Annotated in this window: 17 protein-coding genes and 1 pseudogene; 9 read left to right on the top strand and 9 right to left on the bottom strand. The window is 67.8% G+C overall.

All coding sequences use genetic code 11. The features are described 5' to 3' along the window. The first annotated feature begins 1 nt into the window (after position 1). A complete protein-coding gene (locus tag G6N67_RS37715; RefSeq protein WP_036443372.1) occupies positions 2-1531 on the top strand; it encodes a ComEC/Rec2 family competence protein in 1530 nt (509 codons plus the stop codon). Between the two features lie 7 nt (positions 1532-1538). Further along, the gene (gene holA / locus G6N67_RS37710; protein WP_036443375.1) at positions 1539-2498 is read left to right on the top strand and encodes a DNA polymerase III subunit delta; all 960 of its coding nucleotides are present in this window, start codon (positions 1539-1541) and stop codon (positions 2496-2498) included. Positions 2499-2508: 10 nt separating this feature from the next. Here the strand turns inward: holA and rpsT are convergent, their stop codons facing one another. Next, the gene (gene rpsT, locus G6N67_RS37705; RefSeq protein WP_036442690.1) at positions 2509-2769 is read right to left on the bottom strand and encodes a 30S ribosomal protein S20; all 261 of its coding nucleotides are present in this window, start codon (positions 2767-2769) and stop codon (positions 2509-2511) included. Positions 2770-3159: 390 nt separating this feature from the next. Here rpsT and G6N67_RS37700 point away from each other — a divergent pair, with 390 nt between their 5' ends. Genes G6N67_RS37700 through G6N67_RS37690 form a run of 3 tightly spaced genes read left to right on the top strand, consistent with a single transcriptional unit; the run spans position 3160 to position 6493 of the window. Beyond that, positions 3160-4662 carry a circularly permuted type 2 ATP-grasp protein gene (locus G6N67_RS37700; protein ID WP_163642561.1) on the top strand — a complete coding sequence of 501 codons (1503 nt, stop codon included), beginning with the start codon at positions 3160-3162 and terminating at the stop codon, positions 4660-4662. A gap of 16 nt (positions 4663-4678) precedes the next feature. Beyond that, positions 4679-5653, top strand: a complete 975-nt coding sequence (locus G6N67_RS37695; RefSeq protein WP_036442692.1) for an alpha-E domain-containing protein — start codon at positions 4679-4681, stop codon at positions 5651-5653. Beyond that, positions 5654-6493 (top strand): transglutaminase family protein, encoded by an 840-nt coding sequence (locus G6N67_RS37690; protein WP_036442694.1) that lies wholly within the window; start codon positions 5654-5656, stop codon positions 6491-6493. On the opposite strand, the gene G6N67_RS37685 is transcribed toward G6N67_RS37690, so the two are convergent. Then, positions 6477-6968: a MarR family winged helix-turn-helix transcriptional regulator gene (locus G6N67_RS37685; protein WP_036442697.1), complete on the bottom strand. Its 492-nt coding sequence runs from the start codon at positions 6966-6968 to the stop codon at positions 6477-6479. The genes G6N67_RS37690 and G6N67_RS37685 overlap by 17 nt on opposite strands. Positions 6969-7055: 87 nt before the next feature. Between G6N67_RS37685 and G6N67_RS37680 the strand changes: the two genes are divergently transcribed. Further along, entirely contained in the window at positions 7056-7745 is a 690-nt protein-coding gene (locus G6N67_RS37680; protein ID WP_179976787.1) for a hypothetical protein, read from the top strand. Beyond that, positions 7742-8623 (top strand): TIGR03560 family F420-dependent LLM class oxidoreductase, encoded by an 882-nt coding sequence (locus tag G6N67_RS37675; protein ID WP_036442699.1) that lies wholly within the window; start codon positions 7742-7744, stop codon positions 8621-8623. Before G6N67_RS37680 ends, G6N67_RS37675 begins: the two co-directional genes overlap by 4 nt. Here the strand turns inward: G6N67_RS37675 and G6N67_RS37670 are convergent. Beyond that, entirely contained in the window at positions 8590-9450 is an 861-nt protein-coding gene (locus tag G6N67_RS37670; protein WP_036442702.1) for a ribonuclease Z, read from the bottom strand. The two genes, G6N67_RS37675 and G6N67_RS37670, sit on opposite strands and share 34 nt — an antisense overlap. Before the next feature lie 100 nt (positions 9451-9550). On the opposite strand from G6N67_RS37670, the gene G6N67_RS37665 reads away from it, so the two are divergent. Further along, a complete protein-coding gene (locus G6N67_RS37665) occupies positions 9551-9982 on the top strand; it encodes a CBS domain-containing protein (protein ID WP_036442703.1) in 432 nt (143 codons plus the stop codon). Here G6N67_RS37665 and G6N67_RS37660 read toward each other — a convergent pair. The 4 genes and pseudogenes from G6N67_RS37660 to G6N67_RS37645 all read right to left on the bottom strand — a co-directional run bounded on the left by G6N67_RS37660 (position 9966) and on the right by G6N67_RS37645 (position 13979). Next, complete coding sequence (locus tag G6N67_RS37660) at positions 9966-11375, bottom strand: NtaA/DmoA family FMN-dependent monooxygenase (protein ID WP_036442705.1); 1410 nt, start codon at positions 11373-11375, stop codon at positions 9966-9968. The two genes, G6N67_RS37665 and G6N67_RS37660, sit on opposite strands and share 17 nt — an antisense overlap. Beyond that, positions 11372-12274: a MetQ/NlpA family ABC transporter substrate-binding protein gene (locus G6N67_RS37655; RefSeq protein ID WP_036442707.1), complete on the bottom strand. Its 903-nt coding sequence runs from the start codon at positions 12272-12274 to the stop codon at positions 11372-11374. The genes G6N67_RS37660 and G6N67_RS37655 overlap by 4 nt, the downstream gene beginning before the upstream one ends. 19 nt (positions 12275-12293) lie before the next feature. Continuing rightward, positions 12294-12980 (bottom strand): methionine ABC transporter permease, encoded by a 687-nt coding sequence (locus G6N67_RS37650; protein ID WP_036442709.1) that lies wholly within the window; start codon positions 12978-12980, stop codon positions 12294-12296. Beyond that, positions 12977-13979: pseudogene (locus G6N67_RS37645) on the bottom strand (methionine ABC transporter ATP-binding protein). The gene G6N67_RS37650 and the pseudogene G6N67_RS37645 overlap by 4 nt, the downstream one beginning before the upstream one ends. A 209-nt stretch (positions 13980-14188) precedes the next feature. On the opposite strand from G6N67_RS37645, the gene G6N67_RS37640 reads away from it, so the two are divergent. Further along, complete coding sequence (locus tag G6N67_RS37640) at positions 14189-14797, top strand: GNAT family N-acetyltransferase (protein WP_081812871.1); 609 nt, start codon at positions 14189-14191, stop codon at positions 14795-14797. Positions 14798-14813: 16 nt separating this feature from the next. Here the strand turns inward: G6N67_RS37640 and G6N67_RS37635 are convergent, their stop codons facing one another. Then, positions 14814-15062, bottom strand: a complete 249-nt coding sequence (locus G6N67_RS37635) for a DUF6480 family protein (RefSeq protein WP_036443384.1) — start codon at positions 15060-15062, stop codon at positions 14814-14816. A gap of 47 nt (positions 15063-15109) precedes the next feature. Then, complete coding sequence (locus tag G6N67_RS37630) at positions 15110-15712, bottom strand: type II toxin-antitoxin system PemK/MazF family toxin (RefSeq protein ID WP_036442713.1); 603 nt, start codon at positions 15710-15712, stop codon at positions 15110-15112. Positions 15713-15800: the final 88 nt, after the last annotated feature.

Genomic DNA, 15800 nt, shown 5'->3' with positions numbered 1-15800 from the left:
CGTGCCGCCGCAGGACACCGAGCGTCTCGATCTGCGCCTGGCGCCGGCCGCGCTGACCGCGTGGGCCGTGACGGCCACCGGAATTCTGTGGCCGCCGCTGGGAGCCGTTGTGGCAGTTGCCGCTTCGGTGTTGGCGTCCGGTGCGCTGGCCCGCTGGCGGCACCGGGCCGGGGCGTCACGCGTGGGCGCCGCGGTCATCGCTGTCGCGGTGGTGGGCGTCGGTTTCACCGTTGCCGTCGGGGTGCGGACCTACCAGGTGCGGCACCACCCGATCACCGCGCGGTTCGGCCTAAATGCCGAGGTGCGTGTCAGCCCGACGGAGAGCCCGCGTGTGGTCAACGGCGGTCGGCTGATGTTTCGCGCCGCCCTGCACGAGCTCGACGGAGTGGCCAGCTCGGGGCGGGTTCTGGTGTTCGCGTCGAGCGCAGGCTATGGCGCGCTGACCGTCGGACGGCCTGCGGTGTTCCGCGCCACTGTCGGCCGGCCCAGCCGCCGTGACCTCACGGTGGCCGTGCTGTCGGCGACGGGGCGGCCCGAGCTCGGTGATCCGTCGTCGATACAGCAGGCCGCGCAACGTGTTCGGGCGGGTTTCGCCGATGCGGCACGACGCGCTCTGCCGCCCGACCAGGCGGCGATGCTGCCTGCGCTGGTACTCGGCGACACTTCGACGGTCACGGGGCAGACCACCGCGCAGTTCCGCACGGCGGGCCTGACGCATCTGACGGCTGTTTCGGGCGCCAACGTCACCATCGTGTGCGGTGCGGTGCTCATGACGGCTGCGCTGATCGGGCCCAGGGCCGCGGTCGGGTTGGCGGCGCTCGGATTGATCGGCTTCGTCGTGGTGGTGCAGCCGTCGGCCAGTGTGCTGCGCGCTGCGGTGATGGGTGCCGTGACCCTGCTGGCGGTGCTGACACATCGGCGCCGTCAGGCGATCCCCGCGCTGGCCGCCGGCGTCATCGTGCTCATGGTGTTGGCGCCCGAACTCGCCGTGGACGCCGGCTTCGCGCTGTCGGTCGCTGCGACCGCAGGCATCGTGGTGCTCGCGCCGGTATGGACGCGCCGGCTGGAATCCCGCGGCTGGCCGAAGCCGCTTGCGGCGGCGGTCAGCGTCGCGGTCGTCGCGCAACTCGTGACGGCGCCGCTGGTGGCCGGCATCTCGGGCCGGTTCAGCGTCGTGGCGGTGGCCGCCAATCTGGCGGTCGCCGCGGTCATCCCGCCCATCACGGTGCTTGGCACCGCCGCGGCGGCGCTGTCGGCGCTGTGGCCCGCCGGAGCGCAGTTCCTGATCCGGTTCACCGGGCCGGAGTTGTGGTGGCTGTTGTCGGTGGCCCGGTGGGCTTCTGCGGTGCCCGGTGCCTCCGTGCCGACACCGTCGGGGCTGCCCGGGGTGGTGTCGGTTGCCATCTGCGGGGTGGCCGTCGTGGTGCTGTGGCGGCGGCCGTGGACGCGTCATGCGCTGACCGCGCTGGCGTTGTGCCTGCTCGCGTGGGCGCTCGCGGGCCAGGTTGTCGGCGCTGTCGGGGTGGCGTGACACGATCATGGGCGTGACCGATGGGCTGCACCTGGTGCTGGGCGATGAGGAACTGCTGGTCGAACGCGCGGTCGGGGCGGTGCTGCGCGATGTGCGGGCGCAGGCGGGCACCTCCGACGTGCCGGTGGACCGGCTGCGAGCGGGCGAGGTCAGCACCAGTGAACTCGCCGAGCTGCTGAGTCCCTCGCTGTTCGCCGAACAACGCCTCGTGGTGCTCGAATCGGCGGCCGAAGCGGGTAAGGACGCGGTGGCCTTGATCGCCTCTGCCGCGGCCGATCTGCCGCCCGGCACGGTGCTCGTCGTCATCCACGCCGGCGGCGGGCGCGCCAAAGCGTTGGCTGATCAGCTCAAAAAGCTTGGCGCACAGGTGCATCCGTGCGCACGCATCACGAAGGCGGGCGAGCGCGCGGATTTCGTGCGCCGTGAATTCCGCAGCTTGCGGGCCAAAGTGTCCGACGACACCGTCAACGCGGTGCTCGATGCGGTCGGCTCCAACCTCCGGGAACTCGCGGCCGTGTGCTCGCAGCTGGTGGCCGACACGGGCGGAGAGGTCGACGTCGCCGCGGTGCGGCGCTACTACAGCGGCAAGGCCGAGGTGAAGGGTTTCGACATCGCGGACAAGGCCGTGGTGGGTGACGTGGCGGGTGCCGCCGAGGCGCTGCGGTGGGCCATGCTCAGTGGCGAGCCGCAGGTGGTGCTGGCCGACGCGCTGGCCGAGGCGGTGCACAGCATCGCGCGGGTCGGGCCGTTGTCAGGCGATCCGTACCGGTTGGCCGGGGAGTTGGGCATGCCGCCGTGGCGGGTGCAGAAGGCGCAGAAGCAGGCCCGCAGGTGGTCGCGCGAGTCGGTCGCCGAGGCGATGCGGGTGGTGGCCGCCCTCAATGCAGACGTAAAGGGCGCAGCGGCAGATGCCGACTACGCCCTTGAGGCGGCGGTGCGCCGGGTGGCGCAACTCGCCGCGGGGTAAAGCGTCCAGATCAGAGCTTGTTGAGCGCCAGTGCCAACGCGGACTTTTTGTTCGCGGCCTGGTTGGCGTGGATGACCCCCTTGCTGGCGGCCTTGTCGAGCTGGCGGCTGGTCGACACCAGCAACTCGGTGGCCTTGTCCTTCTCGCCCGCCTCGACGGCCTCGCGGAAGCCGCGGATGGCCGTGCGCAGCGACGACTTCACCGACTGGTTGCGCAGCCGACGACGCTCGTTGGTGCGGATGCGCTTTTCCTGCGACTTGATGTTGGCCACGTAGCAGTTCCTTCTTAATTTTCTAGCTGGGGTTTACTGAAGTCTGTGCGCGCCCGCACGTACAGCGGGCAGCGACTGTTCAGGGTACCAGTGTGGCACCCGATCTCCCAAAGTGGCGGTCGCCGGACCCCAGTCCTGTCGCACTGTTCTACCACTTCAACGGCGCGTTGGCCTGCTGAAACGGGTCATGTCATTGAACCGGCGAAAACTGCACACGTGGTGCAGCATGTGGGGGTGAGCCTTCGAACACCGCGGACGCGAGGAGCAGATGTGACACTGCCTGACAAGACGTCCCGGCCCGCGCGCAACGGCGGGCAGACGCGCGTCAAACACCGCGGCGTCTTCGACGGCTACAACAACCTCGGCCGGTACTCAGAGGCCTTCGACGAGATGTTCGACGCCGCCGGCAACGTCCGGGGCCCCTACAAGGGCATCTTCGCCGAGCTTGCTCCGTCGGACGCGTCGGAACTTCAGGCCCGGTCCGACGCCCTGGGCCGCGCGTTCATCGACCAGGGCATCACCTTCTCGCTGTCCGGCCAGGAACGTCCGTTTCCGCTCGATCTGGTGCCCCGGGTGATCTCGGCCGCCGAATGGTCGCGGTTGGAGCGGGGCATCACCCAACGTGTCAAAGCGCTCGAGATGTACCTCCACGACATCTACGGCGAGCAGGAGATCCTGCGTGACGGCGTCATCCCGCGCCGGCTGGTCACGTCGTGTGAGCACTTCCACCGCGAGGCCGCGGGCATCGTCCCGCCCAACGGCGTGCGCATCCACGTCGCGGGCATCGATCTGGTCCGCGACGACAAGGGCGACTTCCGGGTGCTGGAGGACAACCTGCGGTCGCCGTCGGGGGTGTCGTACGTCATGGAGAACCGGCGCACGATGGCCAGGGTCTTCCCGAACCTGTTCGCCACCCATCGCGTGCGCGCCGTCGGCGACTACGCGTCGCATCTGCTGCGTGCGCTGCGCAACGCGGCTCCCACCAACGTCGCGGACCCGACCGTGGTCGTGCTGACGCCCGGCGTCTACAACTCGGCATATTTCGAACACTCGCTACTGGCCCGGCAGATGGGCGTGGAGCTCGTCGAAGGCCGCGACCTGTTCTGTCGCGACAACACCGTCTACATGCGGACCACCGAGGGCGAACGTCAGGTCGACGTAATCTACCGGCGTATCGACGACGCCTTCCTGGATCCGATGCAATTCCGGCCCGACTCGGTGCTCGGCGTCGCGGGGCTGCTCAACGCCGCGCGGGCAGGCAACGTGGTGATCTCCAGTGCGGTCGGCAACGGGGTCGGCGACGACAAGCTCGTCTACACCTATGTCCCGACGATCATCGAGTACTACCTGGGTGAGAAACCCGTGCTGGCCAACGTCGACTCGTACCGGTGCTGGCTCGACGACGAACGCGAGGAAGTGCTCGACCGGATCGAAGAGCTGGTCATCAAACCGGTCGAGGGCTCCGGCGGATACGGCATCGTGTTCGGACCCGACGCCTCGGAGAAGGAACTCGCGACCATCATCAAGAAGATCCGCAGCGATCCGCGGGGCTGGATCGCGCAGCCCGTCGTGCAGTTGTCGACCGTGCCGACCCAGATCGACAGCAAACTGGCGCCGCGCCACGTCGACCTCAGACCGTTCGCGGTCAACGACGGCAACGACGTGTGGGTGCTACCCGGCGGGTTGACCAGGGTCGCGCTGCCCGAAGGCTCGCTGGTGGTCAACTCCAGCCAGGGTGGCGGCTCGAAGGACACCTGGGTGCTCGCGTCGCGGACGTCGGTGGCCGATCGCGAGCTGGCAGCGGCCGAAGTCGTTCGGTCGCTGCCCAAGTCGGCCAAGGGCCCCAAAGGCGACGCCGGCGCCGATGGTTCGTCGTCACAACAACAGCAGTGACAGGGGGGTGGCGTAGATGTTGGCGCGCAACGCCGAATCGTTGTATTGGATCGGACGCTATGTGGAGCGTGCCGACGACACGGCACGGATCCTCGACGTCACGGTGCACCAGCTGTTGGAGGACGCCAGCGTCGACCCGGACAAGGCGTCGCGAACGCTGTTGCGGGTGCTCGGTATCGAGCCGCCCAAACAACGCCTCGACGTGTGGTCGCTGACCGACATCGTGGCGTTCAGCCGGGACAGCAGCGGCAACTCGATCGTCGACTCGATCTCGGCGGCTCGTGAAAATGCCCGCGGTGCACGCGAAGTCACGTCGACAGAGATCTGGGAGTGCCTCAACACGACCTACAACGCGCTGGCCGAGCGCGAGCGCGCGGCCAAACGCCTCGGCCCGCACGAGTTCCTGTCCTATGTCGAGGGGCGCGCGGCGATGTTCGCCGGCCTGGCGGATTCGACGCTGAGCCGCGACGACGGCTACCGCTTCATGGTGCTGGGGCGCGCGATCGAACGCGTCGACATGACCGTGCGGTTGCTGTTGTCACGCGTCGGGGACAGCGCATCGTCGCCGGCGTGGGTGACCCTGCTGCGCTCGGCAGGCGCGCACGACACCTACCTGCGCACCTACCGCGGTGTGCTCGACGCCGGTCGCGTGGTCGAATTCATGTTGCTGGACAGGCTGTTTCCGCGCTCCATCTTCCACTCGCTGCGGTTGGCCGAACACAATCTCGACGAGTTGCTCAACCGGCCACACAATCGCCTCGGCGCGACAGACGAGGCCCAGCGGCTGCTGGGCCGCGCGCGCAGCGAACTCGAGTTCCTGCAACCGGGCGCGGTGCTGGAATCCCTCGAGGTGCGCCTGGCCGGTCTGCAAAAGACCTGCCGTGATGTCGGAGAAGCATTGGCGCTGCAGTATTTCCATTCGGCTCCGTGGGTGGCGTGGACCGACGCCGGCCGCCGCGAATCGCTCGTCATCGAGGAGGGTGAGATCTAGATGTGGCGCATGCGGGTGGTGCACTCGACCGGGTACGCCTACAAGTCACCGGTGACGGCGTCGTTCAACGAGGCGCGGCTGACGCCACGTTCGGATTCCCGGCAGAACGTCATCCTCAACCGGGTCGAGACCGTGCCGGCCACCCGGTCCTATCGCTATGTCGACTACTGGGGGACCGCGGTCACGGCGTTCGATCTGCACGCGCCGCACACCGAACTGGAGGTCACGTCGTCGTCGGTGGTCGAGACCGAGGTCGGCGAGCGGCCCGAGGAGCAGGTCAGCTGGGAGGATCTGCGGTCCGAGCCGGTGTTCGACCGGTTCGACGAGGTGCTCGGCCCGACCCACTACACGCCGCGGAGCAAGCGGATCGCCCGCGTGGGGGAGCGCATCGCCAAGGACCACGAACCGCACGACGCGGTGATCGCGGTGTCGGAGTGGGTGCGCGGCGAACTCGACTACGTGCCAGGTACGACCGGCGTGCACTCGTCGGGTCTGGACGCGCTGCGTGAAGGCAAAGGGGTCTGCCAGGATTTCGCACACCTGTCGCTGATCATGTTGCGGTCCATGGGCATCCCGGCCCGGTACGTTTCGGGATACCTGCACCCCAAGGCCAAGGCGGCGGTGGGCGACACGATCGACGGACAGAGCCACGCCTGGATCCAGGCGTGGACCGGCGGCTGGTGGCACTACGACCCGACCAACGACGCCGAGATCAACGAGCAGTACGTCAGTGTCGGTGTCGGCCGGGACTACTCGGATGTCTCGCCGCTCAAGGGCATCTATTCCGGCGAAGGCTCGACCGACCTGGACGTGGTGGTCGAGATCACCCGGCTGGCTTGACCGGACCGCCACCCGCGCGGCCGAGGTTGCGGAAACCGGGGTGCACGTGGGGCGTCAGCTCGTGCTGCTCGGCCAGCGTCTGCAACAACGTACGTAGATTCTCGCGTTGTGCCGCGTCGAGGCCCGCGGTCATCCGCTCGTCGTGCCGGTGGGCCAGCTCCCCGATGCGGCGCAGCATCTTCTTGCCCGCGGCGCTGAGGAACAGCGCGTGCAGCCTGCGGTCGTCGGGGTTGCGGCGGCGCTCGACGTAGCCGCGGTTCTCCAGGTCGTCGACATAGCTCACCACTCGGCTCGGTAGCAGGCCCAGCTGGCTGCTCAGGGACTGCTGGCTGAGGCCGGGCTGCGTGCCGATGGCCCGCAGGATGCCAGCATGCGGCGGGGTGAGATCCACCGACGCCATCTGCTCGGCGAACAGCGTTGCCGCTCGGTGGCCCAGTTGCGCCAGCAGGAATGCCGCGGTGTCGCCCGTCTCCACACCGAAACCGTATCACTGACAAATGGTTCACAACTGAAAATATTCACGTGCTTGCCGTGGGCGGTCCGCGGGCATATCGTTCAAACTATGAACGATTCAACAGTCGATCGAATCAGGACCGCGCGGCGGCAGGGCGGACCACCGCCGGCCCCGGTCGCGGCGGTTTCGCTCGGGTTGTTGCTGGCCGGGGTCGCCGTGGGCATAGCGCTCGGCGGCGTGATGCCGCTGCCGTACGGCGCTGCCGCCGACGTCCTGCGATACGTCCACGACCACCACGGCGCGGTGCAGGCCAGTGCCGTGGGCACGTTCGCGGCGTCGGTGCCGCTCGCGGTCTACGTCGCGACGGTGAGTACCCGCCTGCGCCAGCTCGGTGTGACCGCGCCCGGCGCGACGATCGCGCTGGCCGGCGGCACGTTGGCGGCAGGGGCGCTCGCGCTGGCGGGGCTGGTCTGCTGGACCATGTCCAGACCCGAGGTGGTGGTCGACGACGGGCTCATCCGCGCGCTGTACTACCTGGTGTTTCTCACCGGTGGCGTCGGGCACATCGTGGCACTCGGGTTGCTGCTGGCCGGTGTTGCGGTGCCGAGCCTGATCCTCGGACTGCTGCCTCGGGCGGTGGCGTGGATCGGCCTCGCGATCGCCGTGCTGGCGGAACTCGCGACGCTGGTGCTGATCTGGCCCGAGACATCAGTGGTGCTACCCATCGCACGGTTCACGGGGTTCATCTGGCTCATCGTGGTAGGCGTACTGCTGCCGAAGCGCCGGAGCCGCACATGAAACTCAGCGTGAGCGTCACGAACTACTCGTGGCCCCAGCCGATTCCCGAGCGGTTGCTGTCGCTGGCCGCTGCTCTCGACGGCACGGCCGTCGACACGCTGTGGGTGGCCGATCATCTCGTGCAGGCCGATCCATCGTGTCAGAGCGACGAGCCCATGCTCGAGGCCTACACCGTGCTCGGCTACCTCGCCGCGGCGACGCGCCGCATCCGGCTGGGCACCATGGTGACCGCGGCGACGTTCCGCGCGCCTGCCCTGCTGGTCAAGGCGGTCACGACGCTCGACGTGCTGTCGAGCGGCCGCGCCTGGCTGGGCCTCGGTGCGGGTTACAACGCGGCCGAGGCGACCGCGATGGGACTGTTCCTGCCCGACACGGCGGAACGTTTCGCGAGGATGACCGAACTGCTTCAGTTGGCGGAAAAGATGTGGCGAGGCGACCAAACCGCCTTCCGCGGTGAGTATCTCACCGCTCAGCGACCCACCGGCAATCCGCGGCCCGTGACGGTGCCGCATCCTCCGGTGTTGATCGGCGGCACGGGTGAGCGTCGCACGCTGCGTCTCGTCGCACAGTACGGCGACGCCTGCAACCAGTTCGACGTTCCGGACGGCGGCCGTGCGATCCGAGGACAACTCGCGGTGCTCGACCGGCATTGCGCCGAGGTCGGGCGGCGCCCCGACGCGGTCCAGCGCACGGTGACCACGGCGCTCGAACCCGGCGAGTCGGTCGCGCGGCTGGTCGAGCGGTGTCTGGAGCTCGCCCGACTCGGCATCGAGCACGCCGTGCTCATCACGCGCGGACGGCCCTGGGCCGGGGCCGATCTCGACGTGGCGGCCGGCGCGGCCGATCAGCTGCGCGACCGGGCACACACGCCCGGGTGAACTTCGACCCGGTGCAGGTCGTCGCCCAATTCGATCTGCCGGTCGAACGCCGACGCGGCCAACGCACGCCACTCGTCCTCGGTGCCCGCGGCGATGCCCGGCACGTAGTGGGTGAGGATCAGGATGCCGACCCCCGCACGGGCTGCCGTCGCAGCCGCCTCCTCAACCGAGGAGTGATAGTCGCAGATGTCGCGGATGCGCTGCATCGGAAGCTGATTCACGAGGTCTTTGCGAATCACGGTGTGTACCAATGCTCCCGCCCCGGTGGCCAGCCGGTCGAGGCTCTCGCACGGCACGGTGTCGCCCGCCAGCACCACCGAAGCGCCCGCATGCTCGACGCGGAATCCGATGGTCGGCGTCACCGGGCGGTGATCGGTGGGCGCCACCAGGATGCGCACGCCGTCGCGGTCCCACACGGTGCCCTCGGTGCATTCGTGTACCTCAACGGGCGGGGGAGCCGTGAGGTCCGCGTGATGAGCGATCCGGTAACCGATGTCGTGCCCGAAGGCCCGTAGCGTCGCGTTCACCACGTCGGCCGTCCCCGGTGGACCGATGATCTGCAGCGGCGCGGGGTCGGGGACGAACGTGGTCACCCAGCGCGTGATGATCACGTCGCCCAGGTCGGCGATGTGGTCGCTGTGCAGGTGCGTCAGCAACAGCGCGCTGAGCGCGTTGGCACCCGATCCCGTTGCAGCCAGGCGCTGTTGCACACCGCGGCCGCAGTCGACGAGGAACGTCTGGCCACCGGCCCGGACCAGGGTCGACGGGCCGGCCCGGTCCGGATCCGGGATGGGGCTGCCGGTCCCCAGCAGGGTGACCTCGATCATGGCCCAGGTATACCCGGTCGGGCGCCGTGGCGAATACCCTTTCGCCCAGACCGTCTCCGACCTAGCCTGGTGTGAGGTGAATCACGATCGGAGGCGGGCGATGCGGATCGCGGACGTGCTGAAAAACAAGGGCGCGGCGGTGGTGACGATCTCCCCGGAGACCACGGTGGCAGAACTGCTGGCCGGGCTGCACGAGATGAACATCGGCGCCATGGTGGTGGTCGGTTCCGAAGGACTGGCCGGCATCGTGTCCGAACGCGACGTGGTGCGCAAACTGCACGAGCGCGGCAGCAGCCTGCTGGCCCAGCCGGTGTCGGAGATCATGACGACGGTGCTCGCCACCTGCACCCCGCGTGACACCGTCGACCACCTCAGCGTCCTGATGACGCAAAACCGGGTGCGCCACGTTCCTGTGCTCGACGAGGGCAGGCTCGCGGGCATCGTCAGCATCGGCGACGTGGTGAAAACCCGGATGGAGGAACTCGAGGCCGAACAGCGACAGTTGCAGGCCTACATCACGCAGGGGCGCTGAGGCGCTCGCCGGCGCCGTTGAGCAGGTCGTTGTCGGTGAACGCACCGCGATAGGCCGCGGCCGGATGACTGGCCGGCAGCCGGTCGCCGCGTCCGAGCAGTTTGTGCCGCAGTGTGCCCGACTTGTCGGTGCTGATGAGCCCGCGCTCTCGGAGCGTCGGGAACAGGCGGTCGGCGACCTCCTGGAACGATCCGGGAACCGTCGCGTGGTAGACGTTGATGCCGTCGACGCCGGCCTCGCGCCACTCTTCGAGGCGGTCCGCGATCTCGTCGGCCGTGCCGACGATGCGGTTGGCGCCCTCCAACACCCAGGCCATGTCGCGGATGGTCGGTTCGGCGTTACCGGAAGCTTCGGCCGCCCAACGGATGAAGCTCTTGATGCCGGTGAACTCGCCGAGTTGGCTGATCGGGGTGTCCAGCGGCAGACCGCCCGCGTCGATCCCGGCGTCGCCGAGCGCGTGCAACGCGATCCCCTCCAGGTCGAGGTAACGCTTGAGTTCGTCGTTGCGCCGGACGGCCTCGGCATGCGTGTCACCGATCACGAACGACAGGCCTTGCGCGAACGTGATGTCCTGCGGATCTCGGCCGTTTTCCGCTGCCAGCGCGCGGGTTTCGGTGGTCAGCCCATGTGCGGCGGCGGGGTTCGGGCTGCTGATGTAGACGCCCTCGGCGTTGCGGGCCGAGAACAGCTGACCGGCCGGTGACGAGCCGGCCTGGAAGAGTACCGGTGTGCGCTGCGGTGATGGCGACGAGAAGTGCGGGCCCTCGACCCGGTAGCGCTTGCCGGCGTGATTGATCTTGTGGATCTTTGCCGGGTCGGAGTGCACACTGCGTTCCTTGTCCTGCACCAGGGCGTCCTCGTCCCACGAGCCCTCCCACAGCTTGTACGTGACGTCGACGTATTCGTAGGCCCACTCATAGCGTTCGTCGTGGGCGAGCGTGCCCTCATGCCCGAAACTGCGGAACATGTTCTCGTTGAAGCTCGTCACGATGTTCCAGCCGAGCCGGCCACCGGTGTAGTGGTCCAGCGAGGACATGCGCCTGGCGAAGTTGAACGGATGGTCCTGGACGATCGAGCTGGTGAAGACGATGCCCAGGTGATCGGTCGCGGCCGCCAGCGCCGACGCGAGCACCGACGGATCATTGACCGGGATCTGGATGCCCGACTCGACGGATTTGCGCCAGTTGCCGTTCCACGGTGCGCGCAAGCCGAAGACGTCGGCGAAGAACAGCAGGTCATATCCGGCCTTGTCGACCGCCGTGGCCAGCGAAGTCCAGTGCCGCAGCGAGTTGAACTTGTGGTTGTCGGCCTCTGGTGCGCGCCAAAGCCCGTGCAGCACATGGGATGCGGTGTTCATCACGAACGCCGAGAAGTACAGCGGGCGCTTTGTCATGAAATCGGCCCCAGGGTGTCGCGGATCAGCTTGTTGTCGGTGTTCTGCAGGAAGTCGGCGATCTTGGGATCCTTGAAAGTCTCGATGAGCTTCTGGACGTTCGGGTCGTCGAGGTGCTTGTTGCTGACCACCAGTCCGCCCTCACTGCCTTTCGGCGCGGGGTGGCGGGCAAGGATCTGGTCTTCGGTCAATCCGGCGGCGTAGACATCGGAGATGTGCACCACGACGGCGTCCACGTCGGCCAGGCTGCGGGCCAGTTGACCGATCGGCACCTGAACGAACTGGTAGTTCTTGGGATTCGACGCGACGTCGCTGAGCTGCGGGAGACCCGCGACGGTGTCCTTACCCGGCTTGAGCGTGATCTGCCCGGCCTGGGCCAGGTCGAGCAGCGCGATCGCCTGACCGGCAGGGTCGTCGCGCAGCGCGATCTTGGCCCCGCTCGGCAGCTGATCCCAGCTGCGGTACGAGTTCGAGTACGTCGCCTGATCCCAGGTGAAGGTCGGTGCGGCCAGCGTGAGTTGAAATCCGTTGGCCGCGATGGCGTCATTGAGGAAGGGCTGGTGTTCGAAGAAGTTGCCTGCCACGTTGCCCGCGTCGACGGCGCGGTTGATCTCGATGAGATTGTCGATCTTGACCGGCTTGATCGTGATGCCGTGCTCGGGTGCGACGTTCTCGGCGATGTAGGACAGCAGGTTCTCCGCCGCGATGTCGGTGCTCCACGTCGCAACCTCGAGGTCGGGCCCGAAGGGCTTGTCCTGGTTGGTGTAGTTCGCAAAGACGAGTCCGCCGACGATAACGGCCACGACCCCCGCCGCGGCGAGCGCCCACGGCCACCGCTTCCTGGATTTGATCTCGATGTCGGTGCCCGGGTCGGTGGGCGACGTAATCTGCTCGGTCACGATGTTCCTTCGGTTGGTTTCAGCGCGTGAGTGCCTTGACGACGCGGTCTCCGGCGAACTGCACGATCTGGATGGTGATGATCAACGAGACCGCCGTGGCGATCATGATGTTGTCGTCGAATCTGTTGTAGCCGTATGTGATTGCCAGGTTTCCGACGCCTCCGGCGCCGATCGATCCGGCGATCGCCGAGTATTCGATCATCGCGATCGTGTTCACTGTCAGCGCGCCGGCCAGTGCGGGCAACGCCTCGGCCAGTTGGATGGTCCGGATCACCTGCAGCGTGGTACCGCCCGAGGCCTGGCCCATGTCGGTGACGTCGGATCGGACCTCGCGCACGGCGTTCTGCACGAGCCGTGCGAAAAACGGCACACCCGCGGTCGTCATCGGCACGATGGCCGCCGGGATGCCGATCGTGGTGCCGACGATGAACCGGGTCACCGGAATGATGGCCGCCATCAGGATCAGGAAGGGCAGCGACCGGCCGATGTTCACGATCGTGTTGAGCACCGCGAACACCCGTGGATTCGGCTGCAGGCCCAGCTCTGAGGTGTTGTGCAGGATCAGCCCGAGTGGCGTGCCGATCAGGACCACCAGCACCATGGTGATGCCGACCATGAGCCACGTCTCGCCGTAGGCCGGCAGCAGCAGATCGGGCACGTGACGCCACGGCGTGCTGAAGTCTTCCTGGGCGGCATAGGTGATCACGCAGCGTCCTTGGCGGCGGCGTGGGCACCGGCTCGCACGTGTAGGCCGCGGTCCCGCAGGTAACTCGTGAAACCTGCGGGGGCCGAAGGTGAGATCGCCAGCACCGCGCGGCCGACCGCGACGCCGCGGATGGCCTCGACGCTGGCCGACAGCACGTTGATCTGGGTGCCCGAGATGCCCGGGACGGATCCGACGGCGGTGAAGCCAGTCGAGCGGCACCTGCCGCGAGGCGTAGGACACCTCCCAGATGTCACCCGGAGCGTCCAGCGGCACACTGGGCCGGTCGGGCAGCAGTTCGCGGGCCAGGGACGAATCCGGATCGAGGATGATGTCGGTGACCGGACCGCTTTCGACGATGCGGCCCGCGTCGATGCGGGCCACCGAGTCGGCGATCTCCCGCACCACCTCCATCTCGTGCGTGATGAGGATGACGGAGAGGCCGAACTCGTCACGAAGGTGACTGAGCAGGGCCAAGATCGACTTCGTCGTGGTGGGATCGAGGCCCGCGGTGGCCTCGTCGGACAACAGCACCGACGGCCGCAGCGCGAGCGCGCGGGCAATCCCGACCCGTTGTTTCTGACCACCGGAAAGCTGTGCGGGAAAGTACCCGCTGCGATCCGACAAGTCGACGCGGTCGAGCAGTTCGGTGACCCGTTTGTCGATCGAATCATCGGTCGCGCGAAGGTATTCCAGTGGTAACGCGACGTTCTGGGCGACGGTGCGGCGGCGCAGCAGCGGGGCGCTCTGGAAGATCACGCCGATGTTGCGGCGTGCGGCGATCAACGCGTCGCCGTCCAGGCGCGTGAAGTCCTTGCCATCGACGCGGACGGTGCCGCTGCTCGGGCGTTCGAGGAAGCTGACGCAGCGCGACAGCGTGCTCTTGCCTGCGCCGCTGGGGCCGACGACGGCGAGAATCTCACCGCTTGCGACAGACAGGGAGATGTCGTCGAGGACCGTGCGGTCGCCGAAGCGTTTGGTGAGGTTCTCGATCTCGATCACGGGTGCTCTCCGGGTTGGAACGGATATGTCGCGCGCAGCCACGGTGAGGCGCGCGCATGGACCGGCGGCGATTGAATCTACGTAGTCGAGCGCGGCCATGACAGGGTAGAGATCGTTCTGATCGAAACTACCCGGCGCCACAATGCCTATCGGCCAACAAGACTCACCGATGCTCGTACCGTCGGGCGCAGGTGTGCGATGGTGGGCGGGTGGCCACCGTCAACGCTCGACCCGCACGCAGACCTGACGTCGCACCGCTCGCCGCCGTGCTGGGCCGAGCCTTTTTCGACGATCCTGTGATGAGGTGGATGCTGCCTGCCGATGACCGCCGCAGGCGCGGGCTTGCCCGCATGTTCGCGACCATGACCCGCCACCATTTTCTGGGCGGCGGAGGCAGCGAGGTGGCAGACCGCGGCGGCCGGATCGGGGCGGCCGCGCTGTGGGATCCGCCGGGGCGGTGGAAGCAGACCCGACTTGAGGAGCTGTTGATGATGCCGGGATTCGTGCGGGCCTTCGGACGTCGCGTTGCGCGCGGCCAGCAGGTCGCCGAACTGATGAAGCAACATCACCCCGAGGAGCCGCACTGGTATCTCGCGGTGATCGGTAGCGATCCCACGGTGCGCGGCGGGGGTTTCGGACACGCGTTGATGCGGTCGCGGCTCGATCGCGTCGACGCCGAACACGCCCCGGCCTATCTGGAATCGAGCAATCCCGACAACGTCCCGTACTACCTGAGATTCGGGTTCGAGGTGACGGGTGAGATCCGGTTGCCCGACGGGGGCCCCACGATGACCCCGATGTGGCGGCCGCCGCGCTGATCGGTGTCCGGCGGCGCTACCCGAGCGCGCCCGTCATGTTGAGGATGAGCAGGACACCGGCCGCGATGAACAGTGCGAGGAACAACACGAGCCCGACCACGGCGATGGCAGATGTGGGGGTGATTTTTCGCCGCGGTCGCGGTTCCGGCTCACCGAGCCCCGAGGTCTGTCCCGAATCCGGCGGCGTCGCGCCGGGGGCAACACCACCGCCGGGTTCCAGGTCAGGTGTTTGGGCCGGGTCCGGATCGGGCGGTAATGCGGTCATTGCCCATGGGTTCCCGCATGCGCGCAAAAGAATCGCGTCGGTCGCGGTCAGCTCCACGAATACTCGGCGCGCAGCCGGGCCGCGACCACTTCGAAGCGCTCGCGGTCAAGGATGGCGCCTTCCCGGCGGATCCCCTCTTCGGGCACGTCGAGCACGCGGTCGAGCCTGACCCAGCTGGCCCGGCCGTCGTAGTCCCAGCTACCGACACCGATGCCGACCCAATCCGGGTCGTTGCGGTGATAGTCCTGGCTGGACAGCATCAGACCGAGCAGGGTGCGCTGATCACGCCCGATCACGAGCACGGGCCGGTCCTTGCCCTTGGTCGGATCGTCCTCGTAGACCACCCAGGTCCACACGATCTCGCCCGGGTCCGCCCGCCCGTCGAGGTCCGGCGCATACACCAGTTTGCGGGCGCGGTGTGCGGTCGGAACGCTGTGCTTGGACACGGGGCGACCTGCGGTGATCTCCGGAGTCGACTCGGCGGGCCCGCCCGCGAGCACCTCCAGCCCGAGCTTGATGCCCTGCTGCACCGTGCGTGGCACGCTTTCCGGACTCTGCAGTTGGCGGATGAACTTCGGCGCCTCGTTGAACACAAGTTTCTCCGCGAACCGCTGGAAGGCTTTCCATTGCGACGCCATGGTGTCGAGCATAAGTCAGCAACCTGCGGGCGGGAGTCGTGCGACCGGGAGACCAGACCGACGGCGCGATTGTGTCGGGAGGGCAGGTGCTCGATACCCT

Origin of the sequence: Mycolicibacterium mageritense (assembly GCF_010727475.1) — a bacterium.
Taxonomy (GTDB): Bacteria; Actinomycetota; Actinomycetes; order Mycobacteriales; family Mycobacteriaceae; genus Mycobacterium; species Mycobacterium mageritense.
The sequence above is the reverse complement of the archived record's forward strand: the minus strand, read 5'-3'. Positions and strand labels throughout refer to the sequence as shown.

Excerpts from the sequence above, each read along its gene's own strand:
- G6N67_RS37670 (WP_036442702.1), bottom strand. The coding sequence starts at position 9,450 with ATGATCGAGGTCACCCTGCTGGGGACCGGCAGCCCCATCCCGGATCCG.
- G6N67_RS37690 (WP_036442694.1), top strand. The coding sequence starts at position 5,654 with ATGTGGCGCATGCGGGTGGTGCACTCGACCGGGTACGCCTACAAGTCA.
- G6N67_RS37695 (WP_036442692.1), top strand. The coding sequence starts at position 4,679 with ATGTTGGCGCGCAACGCCGAATCGTTGTATTGGATCGGACGCTATGTG.
- G6N67_RS37700 (WP_163642561.1), top strand. The coding sequence starts at position 3,160 with ATGTTCGACGCCGCCGGCAACGTCCGGGGCCCCTACAAGGGCATCTTC.
- G6N67_RS37665 (WP_036442703.1), top strand. The coding sequence starts at position 9,551 with ATGCGGATCGCGGACGTGCTGAAAAACAAGGGCGCGGCGGTGGTGACG.
- G6N67_RS37680 (WP_179976787.1), top strand. The coding sequence starts at position 7,056 with ATGAACGATTCAACAGTCGATCGAATCAGGACCGCGCGGCGGCAGGGC.
- G6N67_RS37630 (WP_036442713.1), bottom strand. The coding sequence starts at position 15,712 with ATGCTCGACACCATGGCGTCGCAATGGAAAGCCTTCCAGCGGTTCGCG.
- G6N67_RS37635 (WP_036443384.1), bottom strand. The coding sequence starts at position 15,062 with ATGACCGCATTACCGCCCGATCCGGACCCGGCCCAAACACCTGACCTG.
- G6N67_RS37675 (WP_036442699.1), top strand. The coding sequence starts at position 7,742 with ATGAAACTCAGCGTGAGCGTCACGAACTACTCGTGGCCCCAGCCGATT.
- G6N67_RS37660 (WP_036442705.1), bottom strand. The coding sequence starts at position 11,375 with ATGACAAAGCGCCCGCTGTACTTCTCGGCGTTCGTGATGAACACCGCA.
- holA (WP_036443375.1), top strand. The coding sequence starts at position 1,539 with ATGGGCGTGACCGATGGGCTGCACCTGGTGCTGGGCGATGAGGAACTG.